We start from the raw sequence: 15,465 nt of genomic DNA, 5'->3' as shown, positions 1-15,465 counted from the left end.
TGACCTTGACCTGGCCCTTCTTCGTGCCTTCGTGCGCTTCGTGGTTGGTCAAGCGGGCTCGGCGCGGCGGCGATTGGCGAGGCGGATGGGGATCGACGCCAGCAGCCCGGCGAGGAACAGGACCAGGCAGAACAGGATCGCGTTCTCGAGGCCCAGCCAGACCTGCAGCAGGCCGATACCGAGCAGGCCGAAGATCGCCGCGGCCTTGGACGCCAGCCCCCAGAAGCCGAACCAGCGCCCGGCCTCGCGCGCCGGGACCATCAGCGCCACCAGGGCACGCCCGGCGGACTGCGCCGAGCCGAGGCAAAGCCCGGCCAGGATGCCGACGCCGAGGAACACCATCTGCGCCTCCACCGGTCGTCCCAGCAGCACGCTCAGCCACTGGGCGATGGTCGGCGTGGCAAAGATCGCCAGCACCGCCAATGCCCAAAGCACCAGCGTGATGCGATAGATGCGCACCGGCCCCGCGCGGTCCTGCAGGAAGCCGAAGCCCACGGCACCGATCACCGCGGTGATCTGGGTCACCACGAACATCATCACCCGTGTCGGCTCGTCCCACTGGATGACCTGCGCGCCATAGATGAAGGTGAAGGCGATGATGATGTAGATCCCGGCCATCACGAAAAAGATGGACACGAACAGCGCGCGCAGGTCGCGGCGCTCGCCCAGCGTGACCAGCGAGGCCTTCACCCGCTTCCAGCCCAACCCCAGCTGGATGTGCCGGGCCATGCGCCGCCGGGTGCCGCGTTCTTTCAGGAACAGGAAGGTCGGCAACGCCGAGACCAGGAAGAACGCGGCCGCGAACGGCCCGACCCAGCGAATGCGCTCGAAGTTCTCCGCGCTCACCTCGCCCAGAAGCCCCAGGGCAAAGGCCGTTGCCACCAACCCACCGATATACCCGAGCCCCCAGCCCAGCCCCGAGATCCAGCCGAGCTTCTCCGGTGGCCCCAGGTCGGGCAGGAAGCTGGCGATGAAGGATTCGCCGATGGCATAACCGAAGTTCGAGGCGATGATCAGCGCCATGCCGAAGAACACCAGCCCCGGCTCGACGAAGTACAGCAACGCGGTGGTGATGATCGTCAGCACCCACGAGGCAGCGAGGAAGCGCTTGCGCGCGGCGGTGGCATCCATGATCGCCCCGGCAAACGGGGCGGCCACGATCACCATCGCGTAGCTGACCGCCAGGGCCACGCTCCACAACAGGTTACCGAGGCGATAATCCGGGGCATCGCCGACAATCACCCGCGTGAACAGGTCGCCGAAGATCACCGTGATGATCAACAAGGTGTAGGCCTGATTGGCGAAGTCGAACATCGCCCAGCCGAAGATCTCGCGCCGGGGGGCGGGCGCGTTCTCGGGGTAGCGCCGAATCAGCGGCATGCAGGAATCTCGGGGGTCATGACGGGCCACATGCTAACCCACCTCCTCAGCGCTCGCGGATCACGACGGCATCGCCGTCCGTTTCGACCGCGAAGTACTCAAGGAAACTGCGGCCCAGACGCGAGCGCGGCAGCGCATCGTCGGGCAACACGATCGCACTGACCCCCGAACGGCGTAGCGCGCCCACCTGCAACTGCTCGATCCGAACGCGCTGCCCATGCTGCGTGCCCCGGGCGTCACGGATGCGCACCGAGCGCCCCTGATCGGCGTCAATCCCGGCCTGCTCGGCATCGGTCTCACGCAGCAACACCGAGTCAGCCTGCGCATCGACGACGACGGTAACGGCCGTACCGTTCACCCCGGCGGTCACCGCATGCTCGCCACGCGAATCCCGATGCACCCGCACCGCGGCACCTCCCTCCGCCGGCCCAACCGGCCGTGCCGGGGCGGCCCGTTGCTGCACCCGCAGCTCATGCTGCCTGCCGCCGTACTCCACCAGGGCCGCGCCCGGGCGTGTGCGCAGGACCCGCAACCCGCCCGGGCCGGACTCGCCGGTGGAGACCACGGCCCGCTCGTCCCCCACGGACAGCACCGCGCGATCCCCGAACACCGCATGCAGGCGGAGTTCCTCCGCGGCCACAGAGACCGGCCACCACAGCATTAGCCACACCGCCAGACCGAGTACGGCCGGCGAACAGTAACGAGAGAGACGAGTCCAAGTCATGCCGCTGTTATAGCGCCTCCGGCTGAACGAAACCGGAACGCCAGGCGACAACCCCCGCGCCTGCTACCATCAGGGCGTGCATATCCTCCTGGAGCCACCGTGTCCCGTTCATCCTCGTCCACCGCGTCCAGCCCACTCCCGACCCGGCATATCGCCCTGCGCCATGCCTTTACCGTGACATTGCTGGTAATCGGGCTGTGGCTGATGCACATGAACCTGCGGGTCCTGCCCGAGGCCGGGGTGATGGCGCTGTGGATCGGTGTCACCCTGCTGATCGCCCATGGCGGCTTTCGGCGCCACCGGGTCCGGCGCGCGGCCTTCCTGCGCGGCTATCTGGAGCCAACCAGCCAATGGCCTCGCCGCCTGCGGGGCGGGCCGCTGATGGCCCTGCGTCACCTGATCATCGGCGCGCTGCTGGGCGGACTGCTGCTGATCACCCTCGCGCGCATCCCGACCCAGGAGGTCTGGGCCGCCCTGCTGGTCGCCGGCTTCGTGCTGGTGATCAGCGAGGCCCTGTTCGCCCGCCTGCTGCGCGGCCATGCCCATCCGCAGTTCGCACCGGAACTGGTCCGCCGCGGGGCCCTGACGCTCACGGGCCTGTTGCTGATCGTCGCCCTGCTGGCGCTGGCCCTGCTGGCCCGGTACCCCGACCTGACCGGCGCCACGCTGGAACAGGCGGTCTGGTTCCTGGTCCACCAGGAGGCCGCGCGCAGCCATCTGCTGGAGGCCGGGTTGCAACTCGCCGCCGCCCAGGACGCCCTGCGCCTGTGGCTGGGCCAGCAATGGTTCCCGCAGGGTGTGGAATCCCTGCCGGCCCTGCTCGGCTGGCTGCTGGTACTCGCGGAACAGACCTTCCTGGCGCTCGGTTTCCTGCTGCTGGCCAACGGCCTGCTGCCGCTGCGCCCGACGAACGACACCCTGGGCGACCCGCGCAACGCCCCCGTCATCGAGTAGCCCGGACCCCGCCATGCCATCGTGCATCCCGCAAGCCCCAACCGGCACCCGGCCATGGCGATGACGGCGGGGTGGCATACGGCCTGGACCTGGATGGTCCTGACCCTGCTGGCCAGCGCCAGCCTGTTGTGGCTGGCCAACCAGCACGAACCCCGTAGCTGGGAAGAGGCCGCTCCGCTGACCCTGCAACTCGGTGAGCAGCGCTACCAGGTCGATCAAGAACGCCTCACCCGCCTCGAACGCTTCACGCTCGAATGGCTGGAGGCGGGGGACGCCGAAACCCGGGACCACTGGCAACGCCGCGTGGATGCCGAACTCGATGCCCGCTTCGCGGAAGTGCACGACCGCGTCCCCGAGGTCGCGGACTGGTACTACTCGCTGGGCGCCGAATACCTGCGCCTGTGGCTGCGCGGGACCCAGTGGCTGGGTGACGCCGAACCGGATGCCCCCGCGCGGATGCTGCGCGAGCGCCTGCTGCCCGAGCCGCTGTGGGATCACGCCCTGCGGGACCTGGCCACCCGCGTCGAATGGGGCGTGGACGAGCAACAACGCCAGGTTCGCGACGCCTGGCGTCTGGAGCTGGCCGAGCGCCTCGCGGACGCGCGCATCCCGGACCCACCGCCGCGCGCCGGAGGCGCCTCAGCGGCCGAGATCGAACGTGGCCACGCCCTGCACACAGCGCTGGATATCGACCTGGAGCGCTTCGATCAGCGCACCGGCCTGGCGGCCACGGCCGCCGCCGGCACCGGGCTCGCGACCCCGTTGATCGCGCGCGCCGTGCAGGCCCGGCTGGCCACCCGCGCCACGCAGGCGGGGCTGGCGCGCAGCCTCGGTCGCGCCGGCCGCGCGGGCGCCCTCGGTGCCGGAGTCTGCGCCTGGAGCGGTCCGTTCTCGCTGGGCTGTGGCATCACCGCTGCCGGGGCCACGATCATCGGCGTGGACTGGCTGCTTCTGCGGCTCGACGAGACCCGCCACCGCGAAGACCTGGAGCAGGCCCTGCACGAGGCCCTGGACGCCCTGCACGCCGAGACGCGCCGGGCCTGGAGGCAGGCCATCGCCGAGCGCGTCGAGGCCCGGCACACGGCCAGTCGCGCCGCGGTCGAGAACACGTTCCAGCCCTGGAGGTCGAGCCTCGTACCCTGACGCCCACCCAACGGGTCGGCGGGCGAGACACAGGACGCCGCCCCTCGTCATCCCGGCCGAAGCGAAGCGCAGAGCCGGGATCTCCACCGCCTGCCCTGCTCCGAGGCTCGTCATCGCGAGGCGCGCCGTGGCGACCTCCCTGGGCGGCCCCGGCGTCGGGGCTGCGTCAGGAGATGGCCATGGCCCCTGCGGGGCCTCGCCATCACGGGGAAAGCAGACATCAGCGCCAATGTCCCTGGCGTACTGCCACACACCCCTCCGCCAGCCAACGAGGACATTACGACCTGGGGTCTGCAGTTTCTCGGCAGTCGAGCAGTGCTGCGTTACACTCCGCACACCGTTACCTCGCGCCCGCGCCTACTGATGAATACGACTCCCAAGCGCCACAAGACCGTCCCCGTCCGCGTCGGCAACGTCACCGTCGGCGGCGACCACCCAGTGATGGTGCAATCGATGACCAATACCGACACCGCGGACGCCCTGCGCACCGCCGTGCAGGTGGCGGAACTCGCGCGCGCCGGCTCCGAGGTCGTGCGCATCACGGTGAACTCCGAGGCCGCAGCGAAGGCCGTGCCCGAAATCCGCGAGCGCCTGGACACGATGGGGCTGGACGTGCCACTGGTCGGGGACTTCCACTTCAACGGCCACAAGCTGCTGACGCAATACCCGGAATGTGCGCAGGCGCTGGCCAAGCTGCGCATCAACCCGGGCAACGTCGGCCGCGGCTCGAAGCGCGACAGCCAGTACGCCGCCATGATCGAGACCGCGTGCGAGTACGACAAGCCGGTGCGTATCGGCGTGAACTGGGGCAGCCTGGACCAGGCCCTGCTCGCACGGATGATGGACGCGAACAACGAGCGCGCCGAACCCCTCGAACCCGAGGCGGTGATGCAGGAAGCCCTGATCACCTCGGCGCTGGAGAGCGCGGCCGAGGCCGAGCGCATTGGTCTGCCGCATGACCACATTATCCTGTCGGCCAAGGTTAGCGGCGTGCAGCCGCTGATCGCGGTCTACCAGGACCTGGCTGCGCGCTGCGACTATCCGCTACACCTGGGTCTGACCGAGGCCGGCATGGGGGCCAAGGGCATCGTCGCCTCCACCGCCGCGCTGTCGGTGCTGCTGCAACAGGGTATCGGCGACACCATCCGTATCTCGCTGACGCCGGAGCCCGGCGGCGACCGCACCCGCGAGGTCCTGGTCGCCCAGGAGATCCTGCAGAGCATGGGGCTACGCAGCTTCCTGCCGTCGGTGGTCGCCTGTCCCGGCTGCGGACGCACCTCCAGTGAGTACTTCCAGCACCTGGCACAGGACATCCAGACCTACATCCGCCACCAGATGCCCACCTGGAAGGAGCGCTACCCGGGCGTGGAGGAGATGACCGTCGCGGTAATGGGCTGCGTGGTCAACGGCCCCGGCGAGAGCAAGCACGCCAACATCGGCATCTCCCTGCCCGGCACCGGCGAACAACCGGTCGCCCCGGTCTACGAGGACGGCGAGAAGACCGTTACCCTCAAGGGCGACCACATCGCCGAGGAATTCCAGGCCCGCGTCGAAGCCTACATCGAACGCCGCTACCGCCAGCCCGCCTGAAGACCTGATTCACCACGAAGCACACGAAGGCACGAAGAAACTCAAAGGCGGTCTTACCACAGAGGGCACAGAGTTCACGGAGAAGACCCAACGAAGAAGGGTAGGATGTGATGAGCGCAGCGAATCGCATCGTGTCGCGGCCCGAAGCTTCCCGGTTCCCGGTTCCCGGATTGATGCGTTTCGCTGCGCTCAACTGCATCCTACTCGCCGTGAGCAATTCATCCAGCGAGCGGCGATCCCCGCGGACGTTCTCAACCCAAATAAGTGCCTTTCTCCGTGGCCTCTGTGCCCTCTGTGGTAAATCCGCCGTTTGCCCTTCTTTGTCGTGCCTTCGGGTACTTCGTGGTGAAAAACCAGCCCGCGCCCAACCGACGCGGGCGGTGGCTTAGAAGTTGTAGGTGTAGCCGCCGGCGAGCAGGTTCTGGGCTCCGCTTTCGTCGCGCGTGGCGTAGGTGACCGAGAAGGTCCCGAAATCGGTGGCATGGGCCGCGCCCAGCTCCCAGAACTTCGCGCCGTTGTCGTCCGCCGGGCTGCCATAGCCCACCTCGGCGAATACCTCGGTGCGCGGGATCACCTCGAACGCGGCACCCACGAAATACTCGCGGCTGCCCCGGGCGTCCCGGTCGTGCGCATGAGCCAGATAGTTCACCCCGGTGTACACCGGCCCCCAGTCCGCGACCACGAAGGTCTCGCCTTCGTAGCGCTCGTCAAGGTCCGAGTAGTGGAAATACTCGAAGCCGAACTCGAGCCCCACGGGGCCGGCATCGAAGCCATAGCCGACGAACGGCACGACCTCGACGCCACGACCGCTACCCAGGGAGGAGGCCTGAACGCCGGTGAACACGCCATTATCGAAGCCCAGTTCGAAACCGCCCTGGACGACCGCGTCGTTATCCGACTTGGTGGCACCGTCGTCGATGTAGTCGGTGAACACGCCGATGTTGAAATCGGCCCCAGTGGCATGGACCGTCGATGCGCCAAAGGCGAAGGCACCGGCCACGGCGGCGGCCAGCAGGCCGCGATGGAAGTTCTGATGGTTCATGTCGATTCCTCTTGATGCAGATATCGTCACACGTCTCGCCGGGGTCAGTCCCCGACGCTACGGTTCGGGTTCCCGGGGTTACACCGGCATCTGCGCGCTCAGCAGCCAAGCCGCCATGCCGAAATACACGGCCAGGCCGGTGAAATCCTTGATGGTGGTGATGAACGGATCCGCGCCCGGCGCGTGATCGACACCGATCTTCAACAGCACCCACGGCAGCAGAAAGCCGAGGATGGAGGCCGTGAACACCGAGAAGAACAGCGCCACGCCGACCACGAAACCCAGCTGCGGGATGTCATTCGGGGCACCCTGCCAGAAGTAGGCGATGGTGCCAGCGAGAACCGCCATCACAACCCCCATGGCCAGGCCTACGCCCCCCTCGCGAACCAGATGCGCGCGGAAGAAGCGTCCCAGGTTGATATGGCCCAGGGCCAGGCCGCGGGCAAAGATGGTGGTCGACTGCGTCCCCACGTTGCCGCCCATGTCCATGACCAGCGGGATGAAGATCGCGAGCGCCACGACCGCGGCCAGCGTGTCCTCGAAGAAGTCGATCACCCCACCCACGGCCAGACCGCCGGCGAGCGTCACCATCAGGAAGGCCATGCGCACCTTGACCGCGTAGCCGATCCCACCGGAGGTGAGCTTCTCCGAACGCACGACATCCCGGTGGTGCAGCAGGTCGCCAATCCCCGCCTTCTTGTAGAAGTCCTCCGAGGTGTCCTCCTCGAGCACATCCATCGCATCGTCGATGCGCAGCACACCCACCAGCACGCCATCGGCGTCCACCACTGGTAGATACGGCACGTCGGTGCGCTGCAGCAGGCGAGCGGCCTCCACCTTGTCGCCGTCGGGCGTGGCGCAGAAATCCTCCAGCTCGACCAGCTCGCCGACGGCCTGGTCGCCATCCGCGCGGAACATGCGGCCGAGGCGCACCAGCCCCCGATAGTGGTGGTCGCGATCCGTGATCAGCAACGCCGCCCCGACATCGTCGGGCATGTTGCGATCTTCACGCAGCCGAGCGGTGACCTCGCCGACGGTCTCTTCCGGCGTCACCCAGAACACCGGGCGCCGCATCACGCGCGCCACCGTGTCTTCGTCCTGGCGCCACAGCGCACGGACCTTGTCGCGCTTGGCTCCGGGCAGGGCGTTGAGCAGGTCCGCCGCCAGCGGCTTGCCTACCAGAGTCAGGGCGCGCGCAAGGGTGTAGGCCGGCAGCCGCTGCACCAGCTCGTGGGCTGCATCCTCCGGCATGTGTTCGAGCAGGATGGCCTGCTCCTCATCATCCATCGCCAGGAACACGGCGCGGCGTTCGTTGGCGTCCACGCCCTCCAGCAGCACCCAGCGCGAACGCGGGTCCAGCTCGGCCAGGCGCTCGGCGGTAATCGCCGGGACCGGATGAATCAGCTCGGCGCGGGCGTGATCGAGTTCCCCCGCATGGATCATTTCCAGGATCTTGTCATTCATTGCAATGCTCCTCGTGCTTTTACATTCAAAAGGAACGCAGGGCATTACAAAAGGCAAAAGAATCCCATCACCGCTGGCAGCGGTCTTTTACAAAACCCCCATCAGCGAATTGAACATGATTTTACTTTTTTCACTGCCCCGCAGTGATATACCGAACCCCGACCCGGGGTCGTCGTCTTCGTCCTGTGGCATACAGGCCTCCTCGTCGTAATCAATGCACCAACACGTTCGGGACGCGCACAGTTATACGCACGGCTCCTTCCGGAGCCGAGCAGAGGGAAAACGCCATCGATTGGCATGAACCAGCAGCGCACCGCAGGGTGGCCACCAAGGGGTTCGGGGCAGGCAGGACGCCCGAAATGGGCGCAGGAGGGGAGAAAACAGGAAATCTGTCAGCCCCCGGAGTCACGCATATCGCTGACACCGGGGACACCACCGCACTTACTGGGTGGCTGGACCCCGCTGGCAACGATATGCACGCTCGCTTCGGCCACCGGCCCCGCGATCATGCATGCATCGACAACAGTCCATTGACAAACCTCTGCTATTAAGATGGGCGAAATTCTAATCGCGCATTTTTATTCACGCAAGCCCTGAAACTCAATTTTCACCCAGCCTTTTGTTCGAAGCGATGAATGAGTGCCTTAAGCTCGCTGGCCTCGGCCTGCATGCGGGCGCTGGCGTCGCGGGCGTGGGCGGAGACAGAGCCGGTCTCGGTGGCAACATCGCGAATGGACGTCACGTTGCGGTTGATCTCCTCGGAGACCGCGCTTTGCTCTTCGACCGCAGTGGCGATCTGGGTGTTCATCTCGGTGATCTGGCCAACGGCCTCGCGGATGGTCGTCAGTGAATCGCCCGCCGCCTGGGCCTTTTCGACCCCGTCGGCAGCCCGCTCCTGACTGGCACGCATCGCGGACATGGCCTCGCGCGCCCCGGACTGCAGGCTCTCGATCATATTGCGAATGGTCACCGTGGATTCATCGGTGCGCTGCGACAGGCTGCGCACCTCGTCGGCCACCACGGCGAACCCGCGGCCGTGTTCCCCGGCGCGGGCGGCCTCGATCGCGGCATTCAGCGCCAGCAGGTTGGTCTGCTCGGCGATCTCGCGAATGACACTCAGAATCTTGTCGATCTCCACGGTGCTCGCCTCCAGCTTGCCGAGCTTCTCGGCGGTGGACTCGACCTCCGCTGCCATGCGGTTGATCACGGAAACCGTGTCGTTCACGACATCCTGACCGGCCCCGGTTTCCTTCTCGGCGTTGTTCGCGGCCTCGGCGGCGCGGGCGGAGTTGCTCGCCATCTCCTGGATGGTCGAGGTCATCTCGTTCATCGCCGTGGCAACCTGGTCGATCTCGTTTTGCTGGCGCTCCACGCCGGAGGCGGTCTGGTCCACGCTGCTGGCCATCGAGTGCGCATCGTCACTCACCGCCTCGGCCTTGTCCTCAATGCGGCCTAGCACGGTGCGCAGTTTCGCCTCGCCGAAGCGCTGTACCAGTTCCAGCGAGGCGCTGTCATCGCGCCGCCCGGTGTAGATCGCCTCCATTACCGGGTTGTTGAACTGGGCCTGGGCACGCTTGACCGCCTGCCGCACCCCGGAGGTAAACACCAGCGATGCCACGCCGCCGACAGCAAAGATCAGCACCAGCAGGGCCGCCTGCACCACAGGCGAAAACGCCGAGAACACGACGGCGAGCGCCAGCAGGACGCCCACGATCCAGGTACCCGCCAGGCGACAGGTCAGGCCGTGATACCAGCGCCGTGCGAAGCTCCGCCCCCGGTTGATCGCGGCATACACCTTCTCGGCACGTGCCACATGTTCGCGCTCCGGGATCGCCCGCACCGACTCGTAGCCGGTCTTGCGACCGTGCTCGTAGGCGGGGGTGACAAAGGCGTCCACCCAGTAATGATCGCCGTTCTTGCGCCGATTCTTGACGATGCCCATCCAGGCCCCATCGGCCTTCAGGGTCGCCCACATGTTCGCGTAGGCGGCCTCCGGCATGTCCGGGTGGCGCACGATGTTATGCGCAGATCCCGACAGCTCCTCCCAGTCGAAGCCGCTGACGTCGATGAAATCGCGGTTGGCGTCGCCTATGCGGCCCTTCTCGTCGGTGGAGGAGATCAGGTCTCCATGCCGATCCAGCGAATACTCCGTCTGGGTGACGGGAAGATTCTTGCGCATGCCGTACTTCCTTATTCTTGTGTGCCGAACAGGACGTGTCCGGCAACCAAAATTCGCGCGGGCCGTTCGCTGCGCCCCACGCCCTCGATGATAATCTCCGGCGAATATATTCGCTCTTGCGGATGTATCGACCCGAATGCCCCGAACTTGAATCGCACCCGGCGGCGGCCTACCGGGGCTAAACGGGCCGCGCTGCCGCGGCCAGCACACGCCGAAAGCCCTCGAAGGCGAACGGGGTCAGCTCCAGGTCACGCGAACGCCGGTCGGCGTAGACCAGGCCCAGCACGCGCTCGCCATCACACAGGCGCGCGACGAGACAATCGACCCCGCCGGTCAGCTTGCGCACCGCCGGGGGCATCTGCTCATGGATGCGCTTGTGGTCCCACCACTGCGGCGTGTCCTTATCCAGGACCTGCGCCAACGGTCCGAGCGCCGCACGGTTGATCACAAAGTGGCTGAACTCCGGCTCGTGCAGCGTGCCGACCAGGTGCTCGGCACGCAGCGTCTCGCCATCCCGGGACAGACGGGCAAAAACCACCCGGTTCAAGCCTAAACCGAACTGCATCACCCGCAGCATCCGCCGTACGCGCAGCTCGCGGTTCTGCTCTTTCTCGAGCGCGCCAATCCCCTCTTCCAGCAGGTCGACCCGCGGCATCAGGGCCAGGCGCGGCCGATGTGGCTCGCGCAGCCAGACCCGCCCGGGTATCTGCGGATCCAGCGGTTCACGATGGTAGACCGCGACATCCGCGTTGAAACGCTCGATCACCGCACTGATCCGGTCCGCGGCCTCCTTGTCAGTCAAACCCATCAGCCCGGCCAGCAGCCCGAGATCGCGGTCACCGCGCGCGGTATCCATGCCGCGAAAGACCTGCCAGGCCACGGCACTCGCGACCATCACCTCAAAGGCCCGGTGATGCGCCGCATTGACCGCCCGCAGCGTCCCCTGCACCAGTTCCGGCAGCTCCATTTGTTCCGCCATCGCACGCGAGAGATCGTCCGTTGCGTACCCCAGTGCGGTGTAACTGGCCTCGTCCGGAAGCGCATTCAGCTCGAGGATCTCCATCAGCCGGGCCAGGCGCGGCTCGCCCTCCACGAGCAGGGCGAGCAGGCCGAGCTGATTCAGCAGGGCGGCCAGGGCCAGCTCGCCCGGCTCGGTATCGTGGCGCTCGCCTGCGATTTCGGTCGCAATCATTGCCGCCAGCCGCGATTGCGCCGCCATCTCGCGATAAGCCTGCGGCTGGGTAACGACATCCTCGACGCGCGGCGCCGCAGCCGCCTCCTGATGGACGTTCTGCAACCCCAGCATGGCGATGGCGTCCCCCACCGCGTGCACTTCCTGGCGCAGGCCGCGGCGCGAACGGTTTGCACGCAGGACCAGACGCAGGCTCAGACCGGGGTCGCGTTCGGCGTAACGCGCCAGTTCGCGCAGCGAGCGCTCAACCAGGGCGTCGGGGTCGGCGAACACCGCATCGCTCGCCTCGAGGATCGGCCATTCCACGGCCGCCAGGCGGGCGGCTTCGTCCATGTAGGGCGCGTCCTTGTCCAGGGACATGCTGTACCTCGCGCAGGGGAGTCGTTATGGTTATGCCCGTCACTATAGCAACTGCGGCACTGTGAACCGGTTCGCAGAACCCCTATTCGAGCCCACATCACGGGATCCCATCAGTGAAGCTCATTCTCGGTTTCATCATCGTGCTCGGCGGCGTGTTCGGCGGCTTCGTGCTGCACGGCGGCAACATGCTGGTGATCTGGCAGCCATACGAATACATGATCATCGGCGGCGCGGCCCTGGGCGCCTTCCTGATCGCCAACCCCTTCCGGGTCGTGATCACGGTCCTCAAGTCCCTTCCCCAGCTGCTGAAAGGCGGCGCCAAGTACTCGCGCGAAGACTACCTCGACCTGCTCGCGCTGATGTACAAGTTGTTCACCAAGGCCCGCAAGGAAGGCCTGATGGGCATCGAGGGCGACGTCGAGGAGCCCGAGGAAAGTGCCCTGTTCCAGGCGCATCCCCGGGTACTCAAGGACCATCACGCGGTCGAGTTCATCACCGACTACATGCGCCTGATCATCTCCGGCTCGATGAACCCGCACGAGCTGGACGCCCTGATGGACGTGGACCTGGAAACCCATCACGAGGAATCCGAGCGCCCCAGCCACGCGGTCAACCGCGTGGCGGATGCCCTGCCCGGGTTCGGCATCGTGGCGGCGGTGCTGGGGATCGTGAACACCATGGGTGCGCTCGGCGGCTCAATCGAACAAATAGGCATGAACGTAGCAGCGGCCCTGGTCGGGTCCTTCCTCGGCATCCTGCTCGCCTACGGCTTCGTCGGTCCGACCGCGGCCGCACTGGAGGCGCGATCCCAGGAAGAGGCGAAGTTTCTGCAGTGCATCAAGGCCTGCATCCTCGCCAATGTTCAGGGGTACAGCCCGCAAGTGGCGGTTGAATTCGGCCGCAAGACCATGGAAAGCGAGCTGCGGCCCGGCTTCTCCGAACTCGAGGAGCACGTGAAGGCGGCCTGAGGCCGTCCGGAACGCACCCATGGGCGTCGAGGACAAGACCCAGCCGATCATCGTCAAGAAGAAGGTGGTCAAGGCCGCCCACCACGGCGGTTCGTGGAAGGTGGCCTTTGCCGATTTCGCCACCGCGATGATGGCCTTCTTCCTGCTCCTGTGGCTGCTCGCCGCGATGGAGGCCGAAGATCTTGCCGGTTTATCCGAGTACTTTCAGAACCCGTCAGCCTTCGAAGGCCTTGCACCCGTCCCCGGACAGGCGCCCGGGGACGGCACAGGAGTGGACCCGTCGATTATCGATTTCGAGGGCCTGCCAGAACTGATGGAAGACCCGGAATCCGTCGCTCCCCCCAGTGGCATCGACGATGAAACCCTGGACGACCTGGCCGAGGCGCGCGACCGTGAGGCCCTCGAGACACTGCAAAGGGCCCTGGAAGAAGCGGTCGAACAAAGCCAGGCGCTAGAGCCCTTCAAGGACCAGTTGCTCCTGGACATCACGCCCGAGGGCCTGCGCATCCAGATCATCGATCGCGAGAACCGGCCGATGTTCGACAGTGCCAGCGCACGGCCCCTGGAGCACGCCGACGCGATCCTGCGCGAACTGGCCAGCCTGATCAACAAGGTCCCCAACCGCGTCTCGATCACCGGCCACACCGACGCACGCCCGCTGCTGCGCCCGGACTACACCAACTGGGAACTCTCGGCCGACCGTGCCAACGCGGCCCGCCGCGCGCTGATCGCCGGCGGCACCGAATCCGACCAGATTGCCCAGGTAGTCGGTCTGGCGGCCAGCGTGCCCTTCAACCGCGAAAACCCGGAGGCGGCGATCAATCGCCGTATCTCCATCATCGTCATGTCCCAGCAGGCCGACGATGCCATGCGCCAGAGCCTGGAGAGCGAGGGAGTGCGCCCCGAAACCCTTGGACCGGCAGACAACGGCACCGGCCCACCGCCCGCGCAACTGGACGACCCCAGCTAAAATGGCCCAACATCGCGACATCCCGCTGAACCTGATCACCGGTTTTCTTGGCGTCGGCAAGACCACTGCCATCCGTCACCTGCTCTCACAACGCCCCGAAGGCGAGCACTGGGCTGTGCTCGTCAACGAGTTCGGCGAGGTCGGCGTGGATGGCGGGCTGCTCGCGGACACCGGTGTGGCCCTGGAGGAGATCCCCGGCGGCTGCCTGTGCTGCGTCTCGGCGCAGATGTTCACCGTCGGCCTGAACCGGCTGATCCGCAGCCAGAAACCCGACCGCATCCTGATCGAGCCGACCGGTCTCGGGCACCCGGCGCAGATCATCCGCACCCTGACCGAACCGCCCTATGCCGGCGTCCTCGATCTGCGCGCCACCGTGACCCTGATGGACGCACGCCACCTGGCCTCGCCCCGCCATCGCGAGCACCCGATCTGGCAGGACCAGATCGCCCTGGCCGATGTGCTCCTGGCCAACAAGGCCGACCTCTACAGCGAGGATGACCGCGAGACGCTGCATGCCTACGTCGCCGCGATGCCCTCGCCGCGCCCCCTCGTGGTCGAGACGACTCAGGCCCGCATCGAGCGCGAGTGGCTGGACCGGCCCCGGCTGGAGCGCGGCGGTGCCCTGTTCCCCGAGGCTCGCGCCTTCCTCGAGGCCGCGACCCAGTCCACCGCCCCCGGACATGATCATGATCATGCCCACGACCACGCCCATGACCACGCCGCTCCCGCGGCAAACGAATGGGTGACCATTGACACCCGCGGCGATGGCTACATCGGTCGCAGCTGGCTGATGCCCGAGGGGCAGGTCGTCGACCACGCAACCCTCGCAGGCCTGGTCGACGGCTTTACCGGCGATCGGCTGAAAGGGCTGGTGGAGACCGACCAGGGCTGGCAACGCATCAACCGCGTGGACGGCCACGGTGGGCTGGAGCCAATGGCCGCCCCCAACACACCGCTGCGCCCCCGCATCGAGGCCATCCTGCCGGAATCCGGTACCGCCGTCCTGGACGCCCTAACCAAGACACTCGACGCCGCACACACCCCGAACACCTGACCCAGCACCCGGCGCCAATCGCCAATCGCCGCCTCGTAAGACGCGCTGAGCCCCGCGAAACGCATCAGGACGCACGCTACAGGGAAAGACGCCCCGCCGACCGATGCGTTTCGCTGCGCTCAACACATCCTTGTGTCTTGCGGTTCACGGATCGCTACCATGAACCGTACCGGGCTCGGGGTAACCCGAACGCATCCTGAGGTCACGAACCTGTTTCGTAGATGGGCCCCCGAGTCCTTTTTCATCTCGAAGTTTGAACGGTATCCAATGCCCCCCGTGAGGGACGGGTGAGGCTGTACGGACAAGGCGAGAGGACGAGATGGCGCATATTGGCATTGATGTGAGCAAGAACAAGCTCGACTGCATGTGGGTCCGGGATCTGGATGCGGGCAAGGTCAAGCCCAAGGTGTTCCCGAACCGCCAGGACCAGTACCCGGAGTTGCTG

At 66.6% G+C, this 15,465-nt stretch carries 12 protein-coding genes and 1 pseudogene; 7 read left to right on the top strand and 6 right to left on the bottom strand.

All coding sequences use genetic code 11. The features are described 5' to 3' along the window. Positions 1-48: 48 nt before the first annotated feature. Both F816_RS0107780 and F816_RS0107775 read right to left on the bottom strand, forming a co-directional pair. Positions 49-1,380: an MFS transporter gene (locus F816_RS0107780; protein ID WP_019594266.1), complete on the bottom strand. Its 1,332-nt coding sequence runs from the start codon at positions 1,378-1,380 to the stop codon at positions 49-51. 46 nt (positions 1,381-1,426) lie between these two features. Further along, positions 1,427-2,041, bottom strand: a complete 615-nt coding sequence (locus tag F816_RS0107775) for a TIGR02281 family clan AA aspartic protease (RefSeq protein ID WP_019594265.1) — start codon at positions 2,039-2,041, stop codon at positions 1,427-1,429. Between the two features lie 162 nt (positions 2,042-2,203). On the opposite strand from F816_RS0107775, the gene F816_RS0107770 reads away from it, so the two are divergent. The 3 genes from F816_RS0107770 (at position 2,204) to ispG (ending at position 5,791) form a co-directional block, all read left to right on the top strand. After that, positions 2,204-3,058 carry a hypothetical protein gene (locus F816_RS0107770; protein WP_019594264.1) on the top strand — a complete coding sequence of 285 codons (855 nt, stop codon included), beginning with the start codon at positions 2,204-2,206 and terminating at the stop codon, positions 3,056-3,058. A gap of 54 nt (positions 3,059-3,112) precedes the next feature. Further along, positions 3,113-4,201 (top strand): hypothetical protein, encoded by a 1,089-nt coding sequence (locus tag F816_RS0107765; RefSeq protein ID WP_019594263.1) that lies wholly within the window; start codon positions 3,113-3,115, stop codon positions 4,199-4,201. Positions 4,202-4,564: 363 nt separating this feature from the next. Continuing rightward, on the top strand, positions 4,565-5,791 hold the full coding sequence (ispG, locus tag F816_RS0107760; protein WP_019594262.1) for a flavodoxin-dependent (E)-4-hydroxy-3-methylbut-2-enyl-diphosphate synthase: 1,227 nt from the start codon (positions 4,565-4,567) through the stop codon (positions 5,789-5,791). A gap of 385 nt (positions 5,792-6,176) precedes the next feature. On the opposite strand, the gene F816_RS0107755 is transcribed toward ispG, so the two are convergent. The 4 genes from F816_RS0107755 to F816_RS0107735 form a co-directional block, all read right to left on the bottom strand. Then, on the bottom strand, positions 6,177-6,833 hold the full coding sequence (locus F816_RS0107755) for a TorF family putative porin (protein ID WP_019594261.1): 657 nt from the start codon (positions 6,831-6,833) through the stop codon (positions 6,177-6,179). 78 nt (positions 6,834-6,911) lie between these two features. After that, the gene (gene mgtE, locus F816_RS0107750) at positions 6,912-8,297 is read right to left on the bottom strand and encodes a magnesium transporter (protein ID WP_019594260.1); all 1,386 of its coding nucleotides are present in this window, start codon (positions 8,295-8,297) and stop codon (positions 6,912-6,914) included. A gap of 607 nt (positions 8,298-8,904) precedes the next feature. Continuing rightward, positions 8,905-10,476 carry a methyl-accepting chemotaxis protein gene (locus F816_RS0107740; protein WP_019594258.1) on the bottom strand — a complete coding sequence of 524 codons (1,572 nt, stop codon included), beginning with the start codon at positions 10,474-10,476 and terminating at the stop codon, positions 8,905-8,907. Positions 10,477-10,654: 178 nt separating this feature from the next. Beyond that, the gene (locus F816_RS0107735; protein WP_019594257.1) at positions 10,655-12,028 is read right to left on the bottom strand and encodes an HDOD domain-containing protein; all 1,374 of its coding nucleotides are present in this window, start codon (positions 12,026-12,028) and stop codon (positions 10,655-10,657) included. 113 nt (positions 12,029-12,141) lie between these two features. On the opposite strand from F816_RS0107735, the gene motA reads away from it, so the two are divergent. From motA to F816_RS14880, 4 genes and pseudogenes are all read left to right on the top strand, one after another. Beyond that, the gene (gene motA / locus F816_RS0107730) at positions 12,142-12,996 is read left to right on the top strand and encodes a flagellar motor stator protein MotA (protein WP_018176002.1); all 855 of its coding nucleotides are present in this window, start codon (positions 12,142-12,144) and stop codon (positions 12,994-12,996) included. 19 nt (positions 12,997-13,015) lie between these two features. Then, complete coding sequence (gene motB / locus F816_RS0107725) at positions 13,016-13,966, top strand: flagellar motor protein MotB (protein ID WP_019594256.1); 951 nt, start codon at positions 13,016-13,018, stop codon at positions 13,964-13,966. Between the two features lies 1 nt (position 13,967). After that, positions 13,968-15,020, top strand: coding sequence for a GTP-binding protein (locus tag F816_RS0107720; RefSeq protein ID WP_019594255.1), 1,053 nt, complete (start codon positions 13,968-13,970; stop codon positions 15,018-15,020). 319 nt (positions 15,021-15,339) lie between these two features. Beyond that, positions 15,340-15,465: pseudogene (locus F816_RS14880) on the top strand (IS110 family transposase); the annotation flags it as partial.

This window comes from Thioalkalivibrio sp. ALM2T, assembly GCF_000381505.1.
GTDB lineage: Bacteria > Pseudomonadota > Gammaproteobacteria > Ectothiorhodospirales > Ectothiorhodospiraceae > Thioalkalivibrio > Thioalkalivibrio versutus.
This window is presented reverse-complemented; position numbering and strand designations above follow the sequence as displayed.